The organism is Micromonospora humidisoli (assembly GCF_016900955.1).
Classification (GTDB): domain Bacteria; phylum Actinomycetota; class Actinomycetes; order Mycobacteriales; family Micromonosporaceae; genus Micromonospora; species Micromonospora wenchangensis.
Genome location: NZ_JAFEUO010000001.1, coordinates 859,035 through 881,026 on the forward strand (window position 1 = coordinate 859,035; position 21,992 = coordinate 881,026).

Consider the following 21,992-nt stretch of genomic DNA (forward strand, 5'->3'; position numbering starts at 1 on the left):
CATGGGGACCGATGCGCAGCACGAGCGACCCGCGGGCAGCCCGGCGGCGGGGGTGGTGCACAGCCTGCACGAGCGGCAGCAGACCCTGGCCACCGTCGAGTCCCTGACCGGTGGGCTGCTGGCCGCCGCGATCGTGGAGATCGCCGGGGTGAGCGCCGTCTACCGGGGTGGGTTGGTGACCTACGCCACGGAACTCAAGGCGCGGCTGGCCGACGTACCCGAGGATCTGCTGGCCCAGCGCGGGCCGGTCGACCCGGACGTGGCCATCGCCCTGGCCGAGGGGGGTCGGCGGCGCTGCGCCGCCGACTGGGGGCTGGCCACCACCGGGGTGGCCGGTCCCGAGCCGCAGGACGGCAGACCTGTCGGTCTGGTCTATGTCGCGGTGGCCGGGCCGGGTGGCCCGGTGGTCCGCCGGCTCGACCTCGACGGAGGCCGGAACCACATCCGCGCAACGGCGGTGATCGAGGCGTTACGCCTGCTGGCGACGCGTATCCACAGGGCCTTTCCGGAGCCGGGGCCGGGCCCGCGACCCGGGCCGGCGGCGGGGGCGCCGCCGGCCGGCGCGGGCCGGCGGTGAGCGGTGTTGTCCAGATCCGACAGGCGGGGTGGGATGTCGCCGGGCCGACCAACGGGTACGGTTGCGGGAAGGCTCCGGCGTACGGCGTCGGCGGCGGCGCGGTCGACCGCGTCCGGCGCGGGCGACGGTCCGCCCGGAGCGTGAAATCCCGTCAGGGGGAGGTGCGATGGTCCTGCTACGCCGGGTGATCGGTGACGCACTTCGGGCGCGCCGCCAGGGTCAGCACCGCACCCTGCGCGAGGTCTCCACCGCCGCCAACGTGAGCCTCGGTTACCTGTCCGAGATCGAGCGCGGCCAGAAGGAACCCTCCAGCGAGCTGCTTGCCGCCATCTGCGACGCGCTGGGTGCCCGCCTGTCCGAGTTGCTCCGCGAGGTGAGCGACACCGTGGCGCTGGCCGAACAGTTGCCGGGCGTGCTCATGCCGGTGCAGGACGAGCCGGCCGCCGCCGGTCCCGCCACCGGGGTGCGCAAGGCCACCGGTCGGGGCGTGCGTCAGGTGACCACCGACGGTGCGGTCGCCGTCTCGGTCCGCCAGGAATCCCCACTCAAGGCCACCCTGCGCAGCGCCCGGGTCCGCCCGAGCGACCGGGACGTGGTCTGCGCTGCCTGACCCCGCCGTCCGTCCCGTGGCCGGGGTGGCCGACGCCGCGTAGTGTTGATCGCAGGCCGCCGGAGCACTCCCCACGGCACGATCGGCCCTGCTGGCGTCGGGTTGCGACGATGGGGGGCGTGTCGGGCGGCCCGTCCGGCCCCGCTGTGGCCGAGGCGCAGCGACGCTACTGAGGGGATACTGCGGAGATGGCGAACCCGTTCGTCAAGGGCTGGAAGTACCTGATGGCGCTGTTCGGTGCCAAGATCGACGAGCACGCCGATCCGAAGGTGCAGATCCAGCAGGCCATCGAGGACGCGCAGCGTCAGCACCAGGCGCTGGTCCAGCAGGCGGCGGCGGTGATCGGCAACCAGCGGCAGCTGGAGATGAAGCTCTCCCGGCAGATGACCGAGGTCGAGCGGCTCCAGGGCAACGCCCGGCAGGCGCTGGTCCTCGCCGACCAGGCACGGGCCAAGGGCGACGAGGCCGAGGCCGGCCGCTATGAGCAGTCCGCCCAGGTGCTCGCCACCCAGTTGGTCTCCGCCGAGCAGGCCACCGAGGATCTCAAGACCCTGCACGACCAGGCGCTCGGGGCCGCCGCCCAGGCCCGCCGCGCGGTCGAGAACAACTCGATGATCCTCCAGCAGAAGCTCGCCGAGCGGACCAAGCTGCTCAGCCAGCTCGAACAGGCCAAGATGCAGGAGAGCGTGGCCCGGTCGCTGGAGTCGATGTCCTCGATGACCGCGCCGGCCAACACCCCCTCGCTGGACGAGGTGCGCGACCGTATCGAGCGCCGCTACGCCAACGCGATGGGCCGCGCCGAGCTGGCCGGCAACTCCGTCGAGGGACGGATGCTGGAGATCCAGAAGTCGACGCTGGACAGCGCCGGGTCGTCCCGGCTGGAGCAGATCCGGGCCAGCATGGCCGGCGACCAGCTCGGTGGCCGGCAGGAGCAGCCGGCGGCACAGCAGCAGGCCCAGCCGGCCGCCCCGACGGCCGACCCGGCCGCCGCCGCAAGGCTGGACGAGATCCGGGCCAGCATGAGCCGCGACCGCGGCGTGGGGGACACCACCGCCGGCTGACCGCCGGCACGAGGAGGTACGGGTGGCCGACGAGCGAACGCGACACTTCCGTCGACTGGGCCGGCTGCGGCGTTCCGCCCGCCGGTGGAGCGTCCTGGCCGGTGGGCTCACCGGCGCGGCCGCGGTGCTGACCCCGTACGCCGGGCTGGGGTTGCCGGACGCGGCCTGGGCCGGTGCCGCGGGCAGCGCCGTCGCGCTGGCCGCCTGGCGGTGGATCGACCTGCGGGCGTTCGCGGCCCGCCCGGTGCCCCCCGCCCTCGACCCGGCCGAGGCCGCCGCCCGCTCCCGAGCCCGGCTGGTCGCCGCCGTCGAACGCCTCCCGGTCGGCCCCGGCGTGCTCGCCGAGGCCCGCCGGTTCCGCTCCCGGTTCGCGCTGCGCGGCACCTCCGCCGCCGAGTCGTGGGCCCGGCTGGACCGGGCCGCGCTCACCCTGGCCGGGATCGCGCCCCGGCTGACCGGCCTGGCCGAGCCGGCGGTGCTGGAGGCCGCCGCCGCCGACCGCTCGTTGCGCGACCTGGCCGACCGGACGGCCGGGGTGGAGCGCGCCCTGCGGCTCGCCCCACCCGAGGCCCGGCCCCGGCTCGCCGAGGCCCACCGTGCCCTGCTCGACCAACTGGTCACCGGGGTCACCGCCTACGAGGGACTGGTCGCCGCCGCGGCCGGCTACGTCGCCGAGGACGCCCACCCGGAGGTCCTCGCGGACCCGTCCGCCGCCCGGCTGATGGAGGCGACGGACCTGCTGCACGGCGTCGCCGCCGCCCTGGCCGAGCTACGCGCCGTCGGCGAACCCCAGCGCACCCCCACCCGCTGAGCGCCAGCGCGGCGGCCCGGCCCGCCGCGCCGGACTGGTCACCGCCCGCAGCCGAGCCGGTCGACCTCAGTGGGGCGTGTGCACCGGCAGCGGGCCGGTCCACGGTGAGCTGCCCACCACGTTGAACGAACGGACCCGGTAGTGGTAGGTGACCCCCCGGGCCAGGCCGGTGTTGGTGAAGCTGCGGCCGGTGACGGTGAAGCTGGCCACCTCCCGGTCGAACGTCGGGTCCACCGCGCGCTGCACCACGAACCCGGCTCCCGGGCCGGCCGGGACGCTGGCCACCCAGTTCAACGACACTGTCGCCGTGTCCGGCGCGGGTACGGCGACCGTCGCGGCGACCCCGGTCGGCAGCTCCGGCACCGGCGGGGTGGTCACCGTCGCCACCGTCGACCACGGTGAGGCCGCACCGAGGTAGGTGGTCCGGACCCGGTAGTAGTACGTGGTCTCCGGGGCGACCGCCGGATCGAGGTGGTGGTCGGACACCGGCACGGCGGTGGTGCCCGGACCGCTGGTGAAGGTCGGGTTGGTGGCCCGCTGCACGTCGAGCCCGGTGGCGAAGGAGCGGTTCACCCAGCGCAGCGCCACCCGCAGCGGCGCCGCCGGTGGCACCGTCGCGGCCAGCCCGCCCGGCGCGGACAGGCGCACCGACGCCGGGCTGCTGTTCGACCAGGCCGAGCAGCCGGCCCCGTTCTCGGCCCGGATGCGGTAGTGGTAGGTCACGCCGGGGGTGATGCTGGCGTCGGTGTACCGGGTCGCGGTCGCCGCCACCGTGATGGTGGTCAGTCCGGCGGTGAAACCGGCGTCGGTGGCCCGCTGGAGCAGATGCCCGGTGGCCGCCGGCCGGCTGCCGTTGCCCGTCCAGGCCAGCGCGATCGCCGGGAGCGCCGTCGCCGAGCCGGGCACCGGGGTCGCGGTCAGCCCGGTCGGCGCGCGGGGCGAGACCCGTAGCACCAGCGGCCGGCTCATGCCCAGGTCCCGCAGTCCCGCCGCGCCGCTTGCCCAGCGGAACTCCCAGCCCAGGTTGACCTGCTGGTTGACCACGGTCGCCGGCCGGCCGTCGCAGGGGCTGACCGGGCTGGCGTCGAGGCGTACCCCGGTGGGTCGGGTCGGGTCGAGCAGCCGCAGGCTGTCGGCGACCTTGAACGGCAGCGGCGGCACCTCGGGTCGCAGCGCCACCACCACGTCCTCGGCCGGGTTGACCCGGACGGTCTGCTTCCAGCCCCGCTCCCCGCCGTCGGGGGCGCGGACCGTGCCGTCCCCGCCGATCCGGTTGACCACCTGCACGTCGCAGCCGTCGAACCGGACCGGGTGGGTCTGCCGGCCGGTCCCGCAGATCCGCCACAGCTGGATGCCGTCGGCCGGGTCGGCCGGCCCCACCGTCGGGTCGGCGGCGACGAGGATCTCGGTGGCCGGGTCGGTCGGGCCGAGCGGCAGGGTCACCGGGCCCAGCGGGCCGGCACCCGGGTGGGGTACGCCGAGCCGGCCGGCCCGTCGCCCGTACTCCGGCTCGAAGACCGGGCCCACGGTTTTCACCTGGATCGGCAGGGTGACCGGCGTGGTGCCACCCGGCGGGGTGAAGGTGAGCGAGGTGGCCTGCGCGGAGGCGACCGTCGCCCGTGCGGTGGTGGTGCCGAACGCCAGGTCGTACACCGGGTGCGGGACCACCGGCGGGCGCTGGCCGGCGGCGTACGCGGCGGGCAGCCGCTCGGCCAGCCGGTCCAGGTCGTACCGGCGACCCGGGGTGCCGGAAACCCGGAACTGGAGCACGGTACGGGTGTTCGGGCCGTACCCGGGCAGGGTGGTGGGGCCGCCGCCCTCGGCACGGCGGTCCCCGGCGGTGGTGTGCCGGTCGTAGCGGGGGTCGAAGCCGGGCAGCGGGGCCGGACAGTCGTTGTAGAGCAGCACCGTCGCGCCGGGCGGCAGGGTGGAGAAGTCGACGATCACGTCGGCCCGTTCGCCGGGGGCGAGCAGCAGCGCGGCCGAGTCGACGTTGAGCACCGTCGGGTCGCGGCGGTCGTAGCGGTAGCCGACCGGCCGGTTGGGCAGCACCACCGGGGCGGGGAGCAACCCGCACTCGTTGCCGATCTGGATCATGGGTGGGCCGGCGGCGGCCGGGTCCGGCACCCCGCCGTCGCGCCCGTCGGTGGGCCAGTCGGCGGGCCGGCCGGGGGCGCGGACCGCCTCCACCATCGGCACCTCACCGGCGTCGGCGTCGGCGAGGCTGCCGTCGGCCTGCCACATCGGCCCGTCGGAGCGGGCCCGGTAGAGCTGGAGGTTGACCGACCGGTCGGCGCAGCCGTTGACGATCCGGAACCGGTACGCCGTCGGCCGCACCCGCAGGTACGGGTAGGCGACCCCGTTGACCAGCATGGTGTCCCCGTACGCCTCGGGCACGGCGCTGGGGTGCGGCACCCCGGGGGCCTGTGGCGGCTCGTGCGGCGCGGCCACCGGATCGTGGTGCGGGTTGTCCACCGGGCCGACCCGGGGCCCGTCCTGCCCGTCCACGGCGGGCAGCCACGGGCCGTAGTCCCAGCGGCCGGTGGGGTTGCGCCCGTGCTCCCGGTACGGGTCCTGGCGGGGCTGGTAGACGTGCGGGTGCCACAGGCTGCCCCGGGCACCCCAGCGGTCCCGGTCCCAGGTGGGGTCCTCGGCGGCGAGTTGGGCGTCGTCGGGGACGAAGGTGCGGTCCTGGATCACCAGCGGGATCTGGTCGGCGGGGAGCACCCCGTCGGCGGTCAACTCCTCCTCGACCGGGTCGGTGAGCAGGTAGAGGGCGAACTGACCGGACAGCACGGTCAGCCGGGACAGGCCGAGGGTGTTGTCGTGCAGGCACATCAGCCGGCCGCTCTGCGCGTTCGGGTAATAGAGCGTGGTGGCTCCCGCCCCGGGCGGCGGCATGTCCGGCACGTGGGTGAGCCCCGGCCCGGTCGGGTACGGGGTGATCTCCCCGGCCGGGGTCACCCACTGCCAGGGGTTGCCGGCGCTGATCCACCCGGTGTGCGCGCCGGACAGGTGCGGCACGGCCCGGTTCTGCGGGTAGGGCGCGGGCCCCTGAAGCGGCCCCGCCCCGGCTCCGGGGAGGCTGGTGTCGACCGGCAGGAAGAGGTCCCCGGCCGGGCCGGTGGGGAGCTGGTTGATGAACTTGATCCGGACCGGCCGCCCCCGTCGGGCCATGATCAGCGGCCCGAGGTGGTAGGGCCGCTCGGGTGGGGCGACGGTGTTGTGGCCGTGCGGGTCGGTGCCCAGGTTGAGCTGGCGGTAGCCGCGCAGCCGGGTGGTGGGCAGGTCCCGGTGCAGCCGCTGGGTGTACTCGGCCAGCCCGATCTCGTAGTAGTCGCAGCCCGGCCAGCTCACCGTGTCCGGGACGGCGACCGGCAGGTGCCCGCCCAGCTCGGTGCGGCCGGCCGGGCCGGGCAGCGGCAGCGCGTCGACGAACTTGCGCAGGCCGGTGCCGGTGACCACCCGGCCCTGCGGGTCGCGTACCGGCAGCGGGCTGCCGGCGAAGTTGGGCACCGGGCCGAAGCAGCGGGGCACGGCGGCCGGGTCGAGGGTCGCCGGTGCGGGATCGGGTTCGCCGGTGCGGGCGGCCGGGACGGTGGGCCGGTCGGGCCGGTGGGGGCGGGCGACCCGGGTCGTCCAGTGCGGTCGCAGTCTGCGGAACAGGGCCATGGCTCTCCCCGGGCACGGGGACCCGCCGCCCCCACCCCGACGTGGTGGCGGTCGCGTCCGATGGTTACGAACGGTGAGCACTCCACCGCAGCATGCGACGTCGGCGGCCGGATAGGAATTACCCATTCGTCCGTCTCTGCGGGTTGTCCCGTCAGCCGGGAGGTGCCGCCGGGTCGACCGCCGGTGGTGCGGGCTGGCAGGTCGGGCACCAGTAGGTGACCCGTTCGCCCAGGTCCTCCTTGGCGATGGCGGTGCCGCAGCGGCGGCACGGTTGGGCCCGCCGCCCGTAGACGTAGCTGGTCTGGCCCCGGCGCAGCGAGCCGGTGGTGCTCTGGGTCCACCGGCCCCGGTTGGCGGCCAGCAGCCGCTGGGCCAGCGCCACCGTGCCGGGCAGGTCGGGCACCGCGCCGACCGGCGTCCACGGGGAGAGCCCGCGCAGGAACAGCAGCTCGCACTTGTAGAGGTTGCCCACCCCGGCCAGGTTGCGCTGGTCCAGCAGCGCCTCGCCGATGGTCACCCCGGGTGCGGCGGCCAGCCGGCGGACCGCCTCGGTCGGGTCCCAGTCCGCGCCGAGCAGGTCGGGGCCCAGGTGTCCGAGCAGGCGCTCCTCCTCGGCGGTGGGCAGCAGGGCCAACTCGTGCAGGTGGTAGCCGACCGCCACCGCCTGCGCGCCGTGCAGCACCGCCCGGATCAGGTGGGCCGGCCGGGCCGTCCAGCGTTCCCCCGGGGCGTACGCCCGCCAGACGCCGTCCATCCGCAGGTGGGAGTGCAACGTCCAGGCGGTGGTCGACGCCACCGGGGTCGGCGCGGTCAGCCGTAGCAGCAGGTGCTTGCCCCGGCTGGCCGACTCGGTCACCGTCCAGCCGGTCAGGTCGGTGGTGGCCAGCGCGGGCACCCGGAAGTCGCTGCCGGTGAGCCGGGCCCCGGCGAGCGCGCGGTGCAGGACGCGGGCGGTGTTCCAGACGGTGTCTCCCTCGGGCACCCCAGTATTCTCCCTCGTCCGAACAGAATTCGCATGTATCGCTATTTGTAGCGTGCTTCCTGTCGATCTATGAAAAAATGCACTATAGGGGAGTCTTGAGGAGAATGTTATGGCCTTTGGCCCCTGTCGTCACCCGTCGTCCCTGTTGGTCGGTCTGCTGACCCTGACCCTGGCCGGTGGTCTCGTCCCGACCGCCGCCACCGCCGCACCCCGTACCCCCGGCCACGCCGCCGCCCCAGCCGCACCCACCGGCGAGGAGCACTGGACCGTCGACCTCGCCGTGGCCGGCGGCGACGACGTCAACGTCCGCTTCGGAGCCGGCCGGCTGCGCCTCGCCGACCCGCACCCGACCCGGCGCACCCGGCCCGCCGCCCTGGGCGCGCCGGTCGCCGAAGGGGTGCTGCTCGCCCCCGCGCGCACCCTCGCCGGCCCGGCCAACCGGGTCCGCGCCGACCTCACCGCCGAGGCGGCCACCGGTGCCACCGTCGGCGTCCAGGTACGCGGCTGGCGGGCCACCGGCTGGACCGAGTGGCGGGAGGCCGGCACCGGGCCGGCCGTCTTCGACCGCCAGGTCACCCGGGTCCAGGCCCGGGTGCTGCTCACCACCCGCGACGCGCACGCCGCCGCATCGGTACGCGCGGTGCGGCTCACCGCCGACACCACCACCGCCGCCACCCCGGCCCCCACCGCCGCGCGCAGCTACCGGGTCTTCGCCACCCGGGAGGGCGAGGTCGGCGGGGTCACCGCCAACGGGCGCACCATCAAACCCCGGGACCACTTCGTCGCCCTGCCGTCCCGACGTGGACTGTCCCCGATCGACACCGGGGACTACACCGTGCGGGTCTGCACCACCAGCGGCAGCCGCTGCGAGTACGCACCCGTCTGGGACGTCGGCCCGTGGAACACCCGCGACGACTACTGGAACCCCGCCGCCGTCCGCGAGAACTGGAAGGACCTGCCGCAGGGACGACCCGAGGCACAGGCCGCCTACCAGTACGGCTACAACGGCGGCAGGGACCAGTTCGGGCGTACCGTGCTGAACCCCGCCGGCATCGACCTCGCCGACGGCACCTTCTGGGACGGCCTGCTGCTCACCGACAACGCCTGGGTCGACGTGACGTACCTGTGGACCGGCAGCGGCCCGCGCGGCGTCATCGGCTCCGGGCCGCTCAACATCCGCACCGGCCCCGGCACCTCGTACCCGGTGCGGGGGCTCGCCGCCACCCACGCCAACGTGCCCATCCAGTGCTACGTCACCGGGCAGACGGTCGCCGGGACGTACCGGACCACCAACAGGTGGAACCGGCTGGCCGGTGGCCAGTACGTCAGCCACGCGTACGTGTCCTCGGTGTACGGCGGCACCGTGTCCCACTGCTGACCGGTGCGCCATCCCGCCCCCGACCAGCCGGGTCGGGGGCGGGAATGGCTCAGGGCCGCTCGTCCGGGCGGGGCGGGCGGACCATGTCCTGGTAGCGGGGGTGGCTGGCGCCGTACACGGCGAAGTTCAGCCGGGCATGGGTGAGGCTCAGGTCACCGTTGGGACCCCCCCGCACCACGTCGGCATCGGCGTCGCCCTGGCCGTCATCGGTCCAGAAACAGACCGGACAGGTGCCCCCACCCGTCCGGGACGCACAACAGGGACAGCCCACCGGAACCCACACTTCACCCACCGCAGCAGCATTCCACACCGGACCACCGACAGGGAGCGCAGCTCACCCTCCGGGGCGTCCCCGCACCGTCACCGTGGCACCCGGGGCGACCCCGAGCAGGTCCACCGCCCGGCCGCCGTTGCGGGCCACCGCCACCAGGCCGGCCGAGTCGACGAGCACCACCAGGTCACCGGCCGGCACGTCGCCGAACGTCGTCCCCCGCACCGCCTGACGGCCGTCGACCCGTACCGAGCCGGGCAACGCCGCCAGCAGGTCGGCCCCGGCGGCGAGCTGCACGTTGCCGAAGTGGTCCACGGTGAGCACCTCGGCGGTGAACCCGTCGGCCTCCCGGCGCAGCACCGGCGCGGGCAGGGTCACCAGACCGGCCGGGTCGACGGGCGGGCCCGCGTCGGCCGGCGGGTCGCCGAGCGCCAGCCGGGCCGCCACCGGGGCGAACACGTCCCGGCCGTGGAAGGTACCCGACACCTCCGCCGCCACCCAGCCCGGCGAGGTCAACTCGACCGCCGCGGTGACCCCGCCCAACGCCTGCGCCGCCGCCGGCAGCAGCCCGTTGTCCGGCCCGACCAGCAGCCCACCAGGTGTCACCAGCGCCACCGCGCGCCGGGCGGTGCCCACCCCCGGGTCCACCACCGCCACGTGCACCCCGTACGGCAGGTACGGCACCGCCTGGGCGAGCACCGCCGCGCCGCGTCTGACGTCCCCGGCCGGCACCAGGTGGGTCACGTCGATCACCCGGGCGGCCGGGGCGATCCGGCCGATCACCCCGTGGCAGACGGCGACGAACCCGTCGGTGAGCCCGTAGTCGGTGGTCAGCGAGATCCAGGGGGTCGGGGTCATGCCGGCAGGCTAGTGCGGTGACCGCCCTATCACTGACCGGACACCCCGATCGACCGACCGGCCGGTGCCGGGCGCGCACCCGGTTCGGCAGACTGCCGGGGTGACCAAACGCCTCCGCCTTCTGCCCGTGACCACCACCGTCCTGCTCGCGCTGGCCCTCGCCGGCTGCGGCGACGACCCCGGCGACGAACGGGACGGCGGGGCGTGGGCCGACGGCCGGTCGAAGGCCCCGGCCACCAGCGAGGCGCCCCCGGCCGACGGCCCACCGAAGGCCGGGAAGTCGGGCAGCACCCCCCGGGAGAGCCCCTCCACCCCGCCGTTCGTGCTGCCCACCAAGGAGACCAGCGCCCCCGCCGCCCGCAAGGTGGTCGACGCGTTCAAGGCCGCCGGCCTCACGGTGGCCGACCCGCGGGACCGTTCCAAGGACTGTGGCCCCAACGGTACGGGTGTCGGCTGCGCCCAACTGATGGTCACCGACGCCGTCGCCGTGTACGTCTTCCCCGACGAGGCGAGCGCCGCCAACCAGACCGACGTGTGGGGGACCAAGGCGTACCGGGCCGGTGCGGTGGTGCTGAACTACCTGGGCACCCGGACCAGCGCCGCCGAGCAGAAGCGCTACAACGACGTCCTGGTGAAGCTCGGCTGACCCCGCCGGTGTTCCGGCCGCCGCCGGTCGGGGTGACCCGGCCGGCGACGCGGAGCGGCCCGCCCGGTCAGCCGCGCAGCCGCAGGCCCCGGGGGGTGGCCCGGAAACCGGCGGCGGTGAGCGCGTCGTGCAGCGGTGAGGAGTGCACCGACCCGCCGTCGGCACGCTCCACCGACATCGCCCCCAACGCGCCGGAGTGCACCGCGTCGGCGAGCGCCTTGCCGGCGGCGGCCAACGCGTCGCCGTCGTCGGTGAAGGAGAGGATCGTCCGGCCGCCCCGCTCGACGTAGAGGGCCAGCTCGCCGCCGACCAGCACCACCACCGCCCCGGCCTTGCGCCCGGCCCGGTGCCCGCTGCCCGGGGCGGTGCCGTCACCGGAGTCGACGGCCCGCTCCGGCCAGGGCAGCGCCGCACCGTACGGGTTGGCCGGGTCGGTGGCGGCGAGCACCGTGGCCGGACCGCCGCCCCGCCCGGAGTCGGTCGGCTCGGCCAACGCCCGTAACCGGTCCACCGCCCCGGGCACCGCGAACTGCGCCGCCCCCAGCCCTTCCACGAAGTAGCCGCGCCGGGCCGCGCCCCGTTCCTCCAGTGCGGCGAGCACCGGGTAGACGGCGGCGAACCCCCCGACCACCTGCTCGGCCACCACCGCGCCCCGGGTCACCACCCCGTGCCTGTCGAGCAGCAGATCGGCCAGGGCGGCGGCCCGCCGGGTCGGGTCGGTGTCCCGCTCCGGCAGGCGCGACCAGCGCCCGGCCACCGTGGGCGGACCACCCCGGCTGGGCAGCGCCACCCGACCCGGGCGGCGGTAACGGGTCCGGGGGGCCGCTGGACGGGACCGGTGCGCCCCACCCGCGCCGAGCGCCGCCCGCAGCGGGGCCAGCGTGTCGTTGGTGAGCCGCCCCGCCCAGACCAGATCCCAGATCGCCGCGCTGAGGGCGGCGTCGTCGGTGCAGCCGACCCGGTCGGCGAGCGAACGGAAGAACAGCGCCTGACCGTCGCCGAGCGCGTCCAGCACGGCGTCGTGCAGCGGGGTGCCGGCGAAGCCGTCGTCCGGCGGGGGGAGCAGCAGCGGCGCGACGTCCGCGTACGCCAGGGTGAGCCAACCGTCGCCGCCGGAGATCGCCCCCGAGCCGGCCCAGAGCACCTCCCCACCGGCGCACAGCTCGTCGAGCTGGGCGGGGGAGTAGTCGGCGACCCGGGCGGGCAGCACCAGCCGTTCCCACGCCGACGCCGGCACCGCCGTACCCTGCAACTGCTCGACGGCGGCGGCCACCGCCTCCACCCCGCGCGCCGACGAGCCGATCTGCTGCCAGCGGGGCAGGAAAGCGGCGAGCACCCGGGGCGGCACCGGCTCGATCTCCCGGCGCAGCGCGGCGAGCGACCGGCGGCGCAGCAACCGCAGCACCTCGGCGTCGCACCACTGGGTGCCGACGCTGTCCGGGGCGAACTCGCCGGAGACCACCCTTCCGGTCGCGGCGAGCCGGCGCAGCGCCTGCTCCACCACGAACACCCCGAGCCCGAACCGGGCGGCGCAGGTGGCGGCGGCGAACGGCCCGTGGGTGCGGGCGTACCGGGCGACCAGGTCGCCGAGCGGGTCGGCCACCGGTGTCAGGTACGCCTCGGCCACCCCGACCGGCAGCGCCACCCCGAGCGCGTCGCGCAGCCGGGCCGCGTCCTCGATGCCCACCCAGCGGTCCTCGCCGGCGATGCGGACCCGCAGCACCCGGCGGGCCGCCGCCAGCTCGGTCAGCCACTCCGGCGGTACGCCCCGCTCGGCCAGCTCCGCCCCGGTCAGGTCGCCGACGACCCGGAGCAGTTCGACCACGTCCTCGGCGTCGCGGGGGCGACGTTGCTCGGTGCGCCAGCGCAACTGCCGCCCGGTCTCGGCGAGCACCGCCGGATCGAGCAGCTCGCGTAGGTCGACCCGGCCGAGCAGCTCCCCGAGCAGCGCCGAGTCCAGCGCCAGCGCGGCGGCCCGGCGCTCGGCCAGCGGGGCGTCCCCCTCGTAGAGGAACGCGCCCACGTAGCCGAAGAGCAGCGACCTGGCGAACGGCGACGGGCGTTCGCTCTCGATCTCGACCAGGCGGACCTTCCGGCTGGCCAGGTCGCGCATCAGCTCGGCCAGGGCGGGCTGGTCGAAGACGTCCTGCAGGCACTCCCGGGCGGCCTCCAGGGTGACCGGGAAGTCGGCGTACTCGCGGGCCACGTCGAGGAGCTGGGCAGCGCGTTGGCGTTGCTGCCACAGCGGTTGCCGGCGGCGCGGGTCACGCCGGGGCAGCAGCAGCGACCGGGCGGCGCACTCGCGGAACCGGGCGGCGAACAGCGCGGAGGTGCCCACCGAATCCTCGACCAGCTGGGCGATCTCGTCGGGCTCGAACACCACCACGTCGGCCCCGGGCGGCTCGTCGGCGGTGTCCGGCAGCCGCACCACGATCCCGTCGTCGGAGGGCATCACCTGGGCGTCCACCCCGTAGCGTTCGGCCAGCCGGCGGCCGATCGCCAACGCCCACGGGCCGTTGACCCGGGCCCCTAGCACGCTGTGCACGGCCAGCCGCCAGTCGCCCAACTCGTCGCGGAACCGCTCCACCAACACCGTACGGTCGTCGGGTAGCGAGCGGGTGGCGGCCTGCTGTTCCCGCAGGTAGGCCAGCAGGTTGTCGGCCGCCCAGTCGTCCAGGCCACCGGCGCGCAACGCGGCGCGGGCGGCGACGTCGTCCTGGCGCAGCAACGCCCGGACCCGGCTGCCGATGGCCCGGCCCAGCTCGACCGGCCGGCCCAGCTGGTCGCCCTTCCAGAAGGGCATCCGGGCCGCCTGGCCGGGCGCGGGGGAGACCAGCACCCGGTCGGGAGTGATCTCCTCGATCCGCCAGGACGACGAGCCGAGCAGGAAGACGTCGCCGACCCGGGACTCGTAGACCATCTCCTCGTCCAGCTCGCCGACCCGCGCGGCGCGTTCCGCCCCGGCCAGGAAGACCCCGAACAGGCCCCGGTCGGGGATGGTGCCGCCGCTGGTGACGGCGAGGCGCTGGGCCCCGGGCCGGCCGGTGAGCACGTCGGTGGCCCGGTCCCAGACCAGCCGGGGCCGCAGCTCGGCGAAGGCGGTCGACGGGTAGCGGCCGGAGAGCATGTCGAGCACCGCGTGCAACGCCGAGTCGGGCAGCTCGGCGAAGGGCGCGGCCCGGCGGACCAGCACCGCCAGGTCGCCGAGCGACCAGGGTTCGAGGGCGACCATGGCGACGATCTGCTGGGCGAGCACGTCGAGCGGGTTGCGCGGGTAGTGCAGCTCCTCGATCGCGCCGGCCGCCATCCGCTCGGCGACCACCGTGCAGGAGAGCAGGTCGCCCCGGTGCTTGGGGAAGACCACGCCCCGGGACACCGCGCCCACCTGGTGCCCGGCGCGGCCGACCCGTTGCAGCCCGGCCGCGACGCTGGGTGGGGCCTCGATCTGCACCACCAGGTCGACCGCGCCCATGTCGATGCCCAACTCCAGGCTGGAGGTGGCGACCACGGCGGGCAGCCGGCCGGACTTGAGCGCCTCCTCGATCTGCTTGCGTTCCTCCCGGGAGACGCTGCCGTGGTGGGCGCGGGCGATCACCGCCTCCGCGCCGGCGGCCGTGCCTGACTGGGCCATCGCCTCGGCCGGGGGACGGGGCGTGCGCAGCGGTCCCACCGGGCCGCCCCAGCGCTGCGCCCCGCCCGGCCCGTCTGCTTCGCCCGGCCCGTTGTCCGCCCCGCCCGGCCCGTCGCCCGCACCGGCGGGCGGGGTGGCTCCGGCGGCTTCCCGTTCCTCGGTGGCCAGCTCGTTGAGCCGGGCGCAGAGCCGCTCGGCGCTGCGCCGCGAGTTGGTGAACACGATGGTCGAGCGGTGCGCCCGGATCAGCGCGAAGACCCGTTCCTCGACGGCCGGCCAGATGGACGCCCGGCGGGGGCCGGGGCCGCCGAGGGCGTCGTCCGGCGGCTGCTCGGTCTCGTCGAGCCGGGTCATGTCCTCCACCGGGACCTGGACGCTCACCTCGATCGTCTTGGGGGTGGCCGGCTGGACCACGTCGACCGGGCGGGCGCCGCCGAGGAAACGGGCGCAGGCGTCGATCGGCCGGACGGTGGCGGACAGGCCGATCCGCTGGGCGGGCCGGGCCAGCAGCCCGTCGAGGCGTTCCAGGGAGAGCGCCAGGTGGGCGCCGCGCTTGGTGCCGGCGACGGCGTGCACCTCGTCGAGGATGACCGTCTCGACACCGCGCAGTGATTCCCTGGCGGCGGAGGTGAGCAGCAAAAACAGTGATTCGGGGGTGGTGATGAGGATGTCGGGCGGGGTGCGGGCGAAGGCCCGCCGTTCGTCGGCGGGGGTGTCGCCGGTACGCATCCCGACGGTGATGTCGGGCGGTGCCACCCCGAGCCGGGTGGCGGCCTGCCGGATGCCGGCGAGCGGGGCGCGGAGGTTGCGTTCGACGTCGACCGCGAGCGCCTTGAGCGGGCTGACGTAGAGCACCCGGCAGCGGTGCCGGGCGTCGGCCGGGGGTGGCGCGTCGGCCAGCCGGTCGAGCGACCAGAGGAACGCCGCGAGGGTCTTGCCCGAGCCGGTGGGCGCGACCACCAGAGCGTTGCGGCCGGCGGCGATCGAGCGCCACGCGCCGGTCTGGGCTGCGGTGGGGGCGGCGAAGGCGGCGGTGAACCACTCCCGGGTGGCCGGGCCGAAACCGGCCGGGACCCCCGCCCCGCCCGTCGCGCCCCGCCGCCCCGTCACGCCCCCATCCTGCCCCGGTGGTGTGACATTACGCCGGAACCACTGACGTTCTGCCCGGCTAAGAGAAAATTGCACGCCGATTGTACGTTTTGCGGTTTAAGTCCTACTTAACTGCTTGCTTGTGGCCCACAACATAAAGTAACTTCTCCCGGAACGCCGCACCAGGTGAAAGGAATCGGATGTTCGTCGAGGAGCGTGGCCCGACGCCCGGCACCGACGTGCTCATCCGCAAGGTCGAAGGTCACCTCACCGCCCTGCGGACCAGTCTGCGCGGCCCCGAGTTGGCGCTCGCCGAGCGCCTCGCCGACAGTCTGCGGGAGTTGGTCGTCTCCACCGCCCAGGCCGGCGCCGCCGACCGGGGTCAGGTGCGGGTCGCCGTGCACTATTTCGTGCTCCGCCGGGAGAGCCGCGGCACGATGCTGCCGGTGCGTTCGCTCGCCGTCGCCCAGCGGGTGGTCGACAAGGTCGCCCTCCAGCTCGGCCGCCCCGACCTGCTCGTCGAGTCCCGGCGCGCGCTGACCCCCGCGCTCCCCGGCGCGGACACTCCACCCGGCTGATCGGACTATTTCCCCGAAAACGCCCCATAGTGGGTAGAACTGGCGTGTGATCGGTGCTGGCCGGACAACTCGCCCGGCGCGCGCCGCCAGTTCGACGGGGAGGACGCGTGCTCGTACTGCTGCTCCTCCATCTGGTGGCGGCGCTCGTCGCGCCGCTGCTGGTCCGCTGGTGGGGCCCGCGCGCCTGCTACCCGCTGGCGCTGGTGCCCGCCGCCGCCCTCGGCTGGGCGCTGACCCGCACCCCGGCGGTCCACGACGGCGGTGCGGTCGTCGAGACGTACCGCTGGATCGGCCAGCTGGACCTCGACGTGGCGTTGCGGATGACGACGCTGTCCTGGCTGATGACCCTGCTGGTCGGCGGGGTCGGCGCGCTCGTCCTGGTCTACTGCGGCCGGTACTTCGCCCCCGGCGCGGCGGGCCTGCCCCGGTTCGTCGCGGTGCTGGTCGCCTTCGCCGGAGCGATGCTCGGCCTGGTCCTCGCCGACGACCTGCTGCTGCTCTACGTCTTCTGGGAACTCACCACCGTCTTCTCCTACCTGCTCATCGGGCACAGCACCGAGCGCCGCTCCAGCCGGTGGGCGGCGGCCCAGGCGCTCACGGTCACCACCCTCGGCGGGCTGGCCATGCTGCTCGGCTTCCTGATCCTCGGCGGGCACGCCGGCAGCTACCGCTGGTCGGAGATCGCCGCCGCGCCCCTGCCCGGCGGCGGGACGCTGGTCGCGGCGGTGCTGCTCATCCTGACCGGCGCGCTGGCCAAATCGGCGATCGTGCCGTTCAACGGCTGGCTGCCGGTGGCGATGGCCGCACCCACCCCGGTCAGCGCCTACCTGCACGCGGCGGCGATGGTCAAGGCCGGCGTCTACCTGATCGGCCTGCTCGCCCCGGTGCTCGCCGACACCGGCCCGTGGCGGCCGGTGCTGCTCACCCTCGGCCTGGTCACCATGCTCGCCGGCGGCTGGGCGGCGCTGCGCCAGTGCGACCTGAAACTGCTGCTGGCCTACGGCACGGTCAGCCAACTCGGCCTGCTGACCGTGACGATCGGCACGGGCAGCGCGGACGCCGCGCTCGCCGGGGTGGCGATGCTGCTCGCCCACGCCCTGTTCAAGGCGGCGCTGTTCCTCGTCGTCGGCATCATCGACCACGACGTCGGCACCCGTGACCTGCGAGAACTCTCCGGTCTCGGTCGCCGGGCCCCAGCGTTGGCGGTGGTCGCCACGCTCGCCGCCGCCTCGATGGCGGGCGTGCCGCCGCTGCTCGGCTTCGTCGCCAAGGAGGCGGTCTTCGCCGCCCTGACCGCCCGCCCGGTGGTGCTCGCCGGGCTGGTCCTGGGCACCGCGCTCACCGTCGCCTACAGCATCCGCTTCCTCTGGGGCGCGTTCGCCACCCGCCCCGGCACCGCCGAGACCACACCGGAACCGGTACCGCTGCCGATGCTCGCCCCACCCGCCCTGCTCGCGTTCGCCGGGCTGGTCGCCGGCCCGGCCGCCGCCGCGCTGAACGGCCTGCTCGACCCGTACGCGGAACTCTTCGGCCCGCCGTACGACACGCTCGCCCTCTGGCACGGCCTGACCCCCGCCCTCGGCCTGTCCGTGCTGGCGCTGGCCGGCGGGGCCGTGCTGCACGCGGTCCGCGGCCCGCTCGCCCCGGCGCTGGCCCGGTGGAAGCTGCCGTTCACCGGCAACCAGGGGTACGAGTGGGCCACCCACCGGTTCGACCGGCTCGCCATCGAGGTCACCGGGGCCACCCAGCGGGGCTCGCTGCCGCTGTACCTGGGCACCGTTCTGCTGGCCCTGGTGCTGGTGCCGGGTGCGGCCCTGCTCAGCACCAGCCCCTGGCGGACCCGGATCGCGGTCTGGGACAGCCCGCTGCAACTGGTGGTGGGGCTGGTCATCGGGGTCGCGGCGCTCTTCGCGGTCAACGCCCGACGGCGGCTGACCGCGATGCTGCTGGTCGGGGTGACCGGCTACGGCACCGCCATGCTGTTCGTCCTCTACGGGGCACCCGACCTGGCGCTGACCCAGTTCCTGGTGGAGACCGCCACCATCGCCGTGTTCGTGCTGGTGCTGCGCCGGTTGCCGGAACGGTTCTCGGCCCGGCCGCTGCGCCGCAGCCGGTGGGCCCGCCGGGTGCTCGGCGTCGCCGTGGGCGTGGTGCTGGCCGGACTGGCGCTGGTCGCCTCCGGGGCCCGGACCGCCGTGTCCATCTCGACCGCCTTCCCGGCGCTCGCCGTCGCCGAGGGCCACGGCCGCAACGTGGTCAACGTGACCCTGGTGGACATCCGGGCCTGGGACACCATGGGTGAACTGTCGGTGCTGGTGGTGGCCGCCACCGGGGTGGCCAGCCTGATCTTCGAACGGTCCCGCACCGGGCCGCGACCGCGTCGGGTGGAACCCGCCACCGCCGGCCACGGCGACCGGGCGGTGTGGCTGCGCGGCGGGACCACCCTGCATGCGCGCCGTCGGTCCATCGTCTTCGAGGTGGTGACCCGGCTGCTGTTCCACACGATCGTGCTCTTCTCGCTGTTCCTGCTCTTCTCGGGCCACAACGCGCCCGGCGGCGGCTTCGCCGGTGGCCTGGTGGCGAGCCTGGCGCTGGTCGTGCGCTACCTCGCCGGTGGCCGGTACGAACTGGCCGAGGCGGCCCCGGTGGGGGCGGGCACGGTGCTCGGCGCCGGCCTGGCGATCGCCGTCGGTGGCGGCGTGGTCTCCCTGCTGACCACCGGCACCGTGCTCGCGAGTACCCGGGTCGACCTGCCGCTGCCCGGCCTCGGCGGGCCGTACCTGGTCACCTCGCTCTTCTTCGACATCGGCGTCTACCTGATCGTGGTGGGGCTGATGCTGGACATCCTGCGCAGCCTCGGCGCCGAGATCGACAGGCACATCGAGGCGGCCGGCAAGTCCGACCGGGGGCTCGTCGTCGACCACGAGGGGGACCGGCGGTGAGGGACGGTGGGACGGGCCCGACGCTGGTGCTGGTGATCGCCGTGGGCGTGCTCACCGCCACCGGGGTGACCCTGCTGCTGGAGCGCAGCCTCACCCGCATCCTGCTCGGCGTCATCCTGCTCGGCAACGGGGTGAACCTGCTCATCCTGGTCGGTGGCCGCTCCGGTGGGGCGCCGGTGGTGGGCGCCGGCCCGGACGACGCGATGAGCGACGCGCTGCCGCAGGCCATGGTGCTCACCGCCATCGTGATCACCTTCGGGTTGACCGCCTTCCTCGCCGCCGTGGCGTACCGGAGCTGGTATCTCGGCGGTGACGACGAGGTCCAGGACGACGTGGAGGACCAGCAGATCGTCGCGCTCGCCGCCCGCAACGAGGTACCCAACGCCGACCTCGGCGGCGAGGGGCCGGGCGACGACCCCGAGCAGGTGGACCCGGAACCGCCCCGCCGACCGGGCGGCATCCGGTGAACCGCCTGGTGCCGCTGCCGGTGGTGGTGCCGCTGCTCGGGGCCGCCCTCACCCTGATCCTGGTCAACCGGCCGCGGTTGCAGCGCACCGTGAGCGTGGTCGCCCTCGCCACCAACCTGGTGGTCGCGGTGCTGCTGCTGGTCCGGGCCCACCGGGACGGGCCGGTGGTGACCGAGGTGGGCGGCTGGCCCGCGCCGGTCGGCATCGTGCTGGTCGCCGACCAACTCGCCGCGTTGATGCTGGTGGTCTCGTCGGCGGTCACGCTCTGCGTGCTGCTCTACTCCATCGGCCAGGGCCGTGCCGAGACCAGCGAGTCCGCGCCGGTGAGCATCTACCACCCCACCTACCTGGTGCTGACCGCCGGGATCACCAACGCGTTCCTCGCCGGTGACCTGTTCAACCTCTTCGTCGGCTTCGAGATCCTGCTCGCGGCGAGCTTCGTGCTGATCACCCTGGGCGGTACCGAGGCCCGCATCCGCACCGGCTCGACGTACGTGGTGGTCAGCATCCTCTCCTCGATGATCTTCCTGACCGCGGTGGGACTGGTGTACGCGGCCACCGGCACCCTCAACCTGGCGCAGCTCGCCGGCCGGCTCGACGCGCTGCCCGACGGCGTACGGCTGGCGTTGCAGTTGACGCTGCTGCTCGCCTTCGGCATCAAGGCGGCGCTGTTCCCGCTGTCCGCCTGGCTGCCGGACAGCTACCCGACCGCCCCGGCACCGGTCACCGCCGTCTTCGCCGGCCTGCTCACCAAGGTCGGCGTCTACGCGATCATCCGGACCGAGACGCTGCTCTTCCCCGGCGGGGAGGCATCGACCCTGCTGATGGTGGCGGCCGGACTGACCATGGTGGTCGGCGTGCTCGGCGCGGTCGCCCAGTCGGACATGAAGCGGCTCTTCTCGTTCACCCTGGTCAGCCACATCGGCTACATGATCTTCGGGGTGGCGTTGGGCACCACCGCCGCGCTCTCCGGCGCGATCTTCTACGTGGTGCACCACATCACCATCCAGACCACCCTGTTCCTGGTCGCCGGCCTGGTCGAGGAGCGGGCCGGCAGCACCGATATGCGCCGGCTCGGCGGGCTGGCCCGGATCGCCCCGCTGCTGGCGGTGCTCTATTTCGTCCCGGCGATGAACCTGGCCGGCATCCCCCCGTTCTCCGGCTTCCTCGGCAAGGTCGGTCTGCTCCAGGCCGGGGTCGCGCACGGCGGCGCGCTGCCCTGGGTGCTGGTCGTCGCCGGCACGCTGACCAGCCTGCTCACCCTCTACGCCGCCTCCCGGGTGTGGAACATCGCGTTCTGGCGTGCCCCGCAGCTCGCCACCGCCGACCCGGTGACCCGGCTGCCCGCGCTGATGATCGGGGCCACCGCCGCGCTGGTGGTGCTGGGGTTGGCGCTCACCGTCGCCGCCGGCCCGCTGTTCCAGGTCACCGCCGACGCCGCCGTCGACCTGCGGCTGCGGACCCCGTACGTGCGGGCCGTGCTGCCCGGCGGCCCGTCGTGACCGGCCGGACGCGCCGCCGGGCCGGCACACCGCCCCCGCCCACCGGACGCCGCCGGGACCAGCTGATCGCCCTCGGCTGGCTGGTCGTGGTCTGGAACCTGCTCTGGGGGAACTTCTCCCCGGCCAACCTGCTCGCCGGCCTGCTGGTCAGCGGGGCGGTGCTGGTGTTCTTCCCGCTCCCACCGGTCTCCTTCGGCGGTCGGCTGCGGCCCCGGGCGCTGCTCCGGCTCGCCGGGGTCTTCGTCGTCGAGCTGGTCAGCGCCAGCATCCACGTCGCCGCCATCGCCGTACGCCCCGGCTTCCGCCCGCGCGGCGCGATCATCGGGGTGCGGCTGCGGGTCCGTACCGACCTGAACCTGGCGCTCACCGCGGAGTTGCTGTCCCTCGTGCCGGGCACCCTGATCGTCGAGGTCGACCGGGACGCCGGCGTCCTCTACGTGCACGTGCTCGACGTGCGGTCCCCGGCCGACCTGACCGGCAGCCGCGACCGCATCCTCGCCGTCGAGGAACGGATCGTGCGGGCCGTCGGCTCCGCCGCCGAGCTGCGGCAGCTCACCACCGAACCCACGGAGGCCCCGTGACCGTCGTCCTCGCCGTCGTCCTGACCGTGCTGCTGTCGACCACCGCCCTGCTGGCGCTGGCCCGGATCTACCGGGGCCCGTCGCTGCTGGACCGGGTCATCGCCGCCGACCTGCTGCTCGCCACCATGCTCGGCGCGGTCGGCGCGGAGGCGGCGGTGAACCGGCACGCCACCACGCTGCCGGTGCTGGTGGTGCTCTCCCTGCTCGGCTTCGTCGGCTCGGTCGCCCTGGTCCGCTTCGCCGCCCGGGAGGAGCCGTGACCCCGCCCGCCCCGGGGTCGGGCCGCCGTTCCGGGTCCGGCCGCGACCGGTTGCCGGTCCGCGACCGCGCGCCGGG

Annotated in this window: 17 protein-coding genes; 12 read left to right on the forward strand and 5 right to left on the reverse strand. The window is 75.1% G+C overall.

Going from position 1 to position 21,992, the window contains the following annotated elements; genetic code table 11:
• Position 1 precedes the first annotated feature (1 nt).
• The 4 genes from JQN84_RS03785 (at position 2) to pspM (ending at position 3,059) form a co-directional block, all read left to right on the forward strand.
• The gene (locus JQN84_RS03785) at positions 2–577 is read left to right on the forward strand and encodes a CinA family protein (protein WP_204956963.1); all 576 of its coding nucleotides are present in this window, start codon (positions 2–4) and stop codon (positions 575–577) included.
• A 166-nt stretch (positions 578–743) separates the two neighbouring features.
• The gene (locus JQN84_RS03790) at positions 744–1,187 is read left to right on the forward strand and encodes a helix-turn-helix domain-containing protein (RefSeq protein WP_204956964.1); all 444 of its coding nucleotides are present in this window, start codon (positions 744–746) and stop codon (positions 1,185–1,187) included.
• Between the two features lie 188 nt (positions 1,188–1,375).
• Positions 1,376–2,248, forward strand: a complete 873-nt coding sequence (locus tag JQN84_RS03795) for a PspA/IM30 family protein (RefSeq protein WP_204956965.1) — start codon at positions 1,376–1,378, stop codon at positions 2,246–2,248.
• A 22-nt stretch (positions 2,249–2,270) separates the two neighbouring features.
• The gene (gene pspM, locus JQN84_RS03800; protein WP_204956966.1) at positions 2,271–3,059 is read left to right on the forward strand and encodes a phage shock envelope stress response protein PspM; all 789 of its coding nucleotides are present in this window, start codon (positions 2,271–2,273) and stop codon (positions 3,057–3,059) included.
• A gap of 66 nt (positions 3,060–3,125) precedes the next feature.
• Here the strand turns inward: pspM and JQN84_RS03805 are convergent, their stop codons facing one another.
• Entirely contained in the window at positions 3,126–6,731 is a 3,606-nt protein-coding gene (locus JQN84_RS03805; protein WP_204956967.1) for a hypothetical protein, read from the reverse strand.
• Positions 6,732–6,882: 151 nt separating this feature from the next.
• The gene (locus JQN84_RS03810; protein WP_204956968.1) at positions 6,883–7,713 is read right to left on the reverse strand and encodes a DNA-formamidopyrimidine glycosylase family protein; all 831 of its coding nucleotides are present in this window, start codon (positions 7,711–7,713) and stop codon (positions 6,883–6,885) included.
• A 109-nt stretch (positions 7,714–7,822) separates the two neighbouring features.
• Between JQN84_RS03810 and JQN84_RS03815 the strand changes: the two genes are divergently transcribed.
• The gene (locus tag JQN84_RS03815; RefSeq protein ID WP_204956969.1) at positions 7,823–9,091 is read left to right on the forward strand and encodes a DUF8814 domain-containing protein; all 1,269 of its coding nucleotides are present in this window, start codon (positions 7,823–7,825) and stop codon (positions 9,089–9,091) included.
• 49 nt (positions 9,092–9,140) lie between these two features.
• Here JQN84_RS03815 and JQN84_RS31210 read toward each other — a convergent pair whose 3' ends face one another.
• Complete coding sequence (locus tag JQN84_RS31210) at positions 9,141–9,401, reverse strand: CPCC family cysteine-rich protein (protein WP_307820989.1); 261 nt, start codon at positions 9,399–9,401, stop codon at positions 9,141–9,143.
• A gap of 24 nt (positions 9,402–9,425) precedes the next feature.
• Positions 9,426–10,220: an SAM hydrolase/SAM-dependent halogenase family protein gene (locus JQN84_RS03825; RefSeq protein WP_204956970.1), complete on the reverse strand. Its 795-nt coding sequence runs from the start codon at positions 10,218–10,220 to the stop codon at positions 9,426–9,428.
• Between the two features lie 127 nt (positions 10,221–10,347).
• Here JQN84_RS03825 and JQN84_RS03830 point away from each other — a divergent pair, with 127 nt between their 5' ends.
• Positions 10,348–10,866 carry a hypothetical protein gene (locus JQN84_RS03830; protein WP_204956971.1) on the forward strand — a complete coding sequence of 173 codons (519 nt, stop codon included), beginning with the start codon at positions 10,348–10,350 and terminating at the stop codon, positions 10,864–10,866.
• Between the two features lie 67 nt (positions 10,867–10,933).
• On the opposite strand, the gene JQN84_RS03835 is transcribed toward JQN84_RS03830, so the two are convergent.
• Complete coding sequence (locus JQN84_RS03835; protein WP_204956972.1) at positions 10,934–15,607, reverse strand: Lhr family helicase; 4,674 nt, start codon at positions 15,605–15,607, stop codon at positions 10,934–10,936.
• Positions 15,608–15,786: 179 nt separating this feature from the next.
• Here JQN84_RS03835 and JQN84_RS03840 point away from each other — a divergent pair, with 179 nt between their 5' ends.
• From JQN84_RS03840 to JQN84_RS03865, 6 genes are all read left to right on the forward strand, one after another.
• Entirely contained in the window at positions 15,787–16,164 is a 378-nt protein-coding gene (locus JQN84_RS03840) for a hypothetical protein (protein ID WP_204956973.1), read from the forward strand.
• Between the two features lie 107 nt (positions 16,165–16,271).
• The gene (locus tag JQN84_RS03845) at positions 16,272–19,106 is read left to right on the forward strand and encodes a Na+/H+ antiporter subunit A (protein ID WP_204956974.1); all 2,835 of its coding nucleotides are present in this window, start codon (positions 16,272–16,274) and stop codon (positions 19,104–19,106) included.
• On the forward strand, positions 19,103–19,573 hold the full coding sequence (locus JQN84_RS03850) for a Na(+)/H(+) antiporter subunit C (RefSeq protein WP_281899650.1): 471 nt from the start codon (positions 19,103–19,105) through the stop codon (positions 19,571–19,573). The genes JQN84_RS03845 and JQN84_RS03850 overlap by 4 nt, the downstream gene beginning before the upstream one ends.
• Positions 19,570–21,075, forward strand: a complete 1,506-nt coding sequence (locus JQN84_RS03855) for a Na+/H+ antiporter subunit D (RefSeq protein ID WP_204956975.1) — start codon at positions 19,570–19,572, stop codon at positions 21,073–21,075. The genes JQN84_RS03850 and JQN84_RS03855 overlap by 4 nt, the downstream gene beginning before the upstream one ends.
• Entirely contained in the window at positions 21,072–21,656 is a 585-nt protein-coding gene (locus JQN84_RS03860) for a Na+/H+ antiporter subunit E (RefSeq protein ID WP_204956976.1), read from the forward strand. Before JQN84_RS03855 ends, JQN84_RS03860 begins: the two co-directional genes overlap by 4 nt.
• A complete protein-coding gene (locus JQN84_RS03865) occupies positions 21,653–21,916 on the forward strand; it encodes an MrpF/PhaF family protein (RefSeq protein WP_204923926.1) in 264 nt (87 codons plus the stop codon). Before JQN84_RS03860 ends, JQN84_RS03865 begins: the two co-directional genes overlap by 4 nt.
• Positions 21,917–21,992 lie beyond the last annotated feature (76 nt).

Coding starts and splice junctions, on each gene's coding strand:
- JQN84_RS03785 (WP_204956963.1), top strand. CDS start 2: ATGGGGACCGATGCGCAGCACGAGCGACCCGCGGGCAGCCCGGCGGCG.
- JQN84_RS03790 (WP_204956964.1), top strand. CDS start 744: ATGGTCCTGCTACGCCGGGTGATCGGTGACGCACTTCGGGCGCGCCGC.
- JQN84_RS03795 (WP_204956965.1), top strand. CDS start 1,376: ATGGCGAACCCGTTCGTCAAGGGCTGGAAGTACCTGATGGCGCTGTTC.
- JQN84_RS03805 (WP_204956967.1), bottom strand. CDS start 6,731: ATGGCCCTGTTCCGCAGACTGCGACCGCACTGGACGACCCGGGTCGCC.
- JQN84_RS03815 (WP_204956969.1), top strand. CDS start 7,823: ATGGCCTTTGGCCCCTGTCGTCACCCGTCGTCCCTGTTGGTCGGTCTG.
- JQN84_RS03825 (WP_204956970.1), bottom strand. CDS start 10,220: ATGACCCCGACCCCCTGGATCTCGCTGACCACCGACTACGGGCTCACC.
- JQN84_RS03840 (WP_204956973.1), top strand. CDS start 15,787: ATGTTCGTCGAGGAGCGTGGCCCGACGCCCGGCACCGACGTGCTCATC.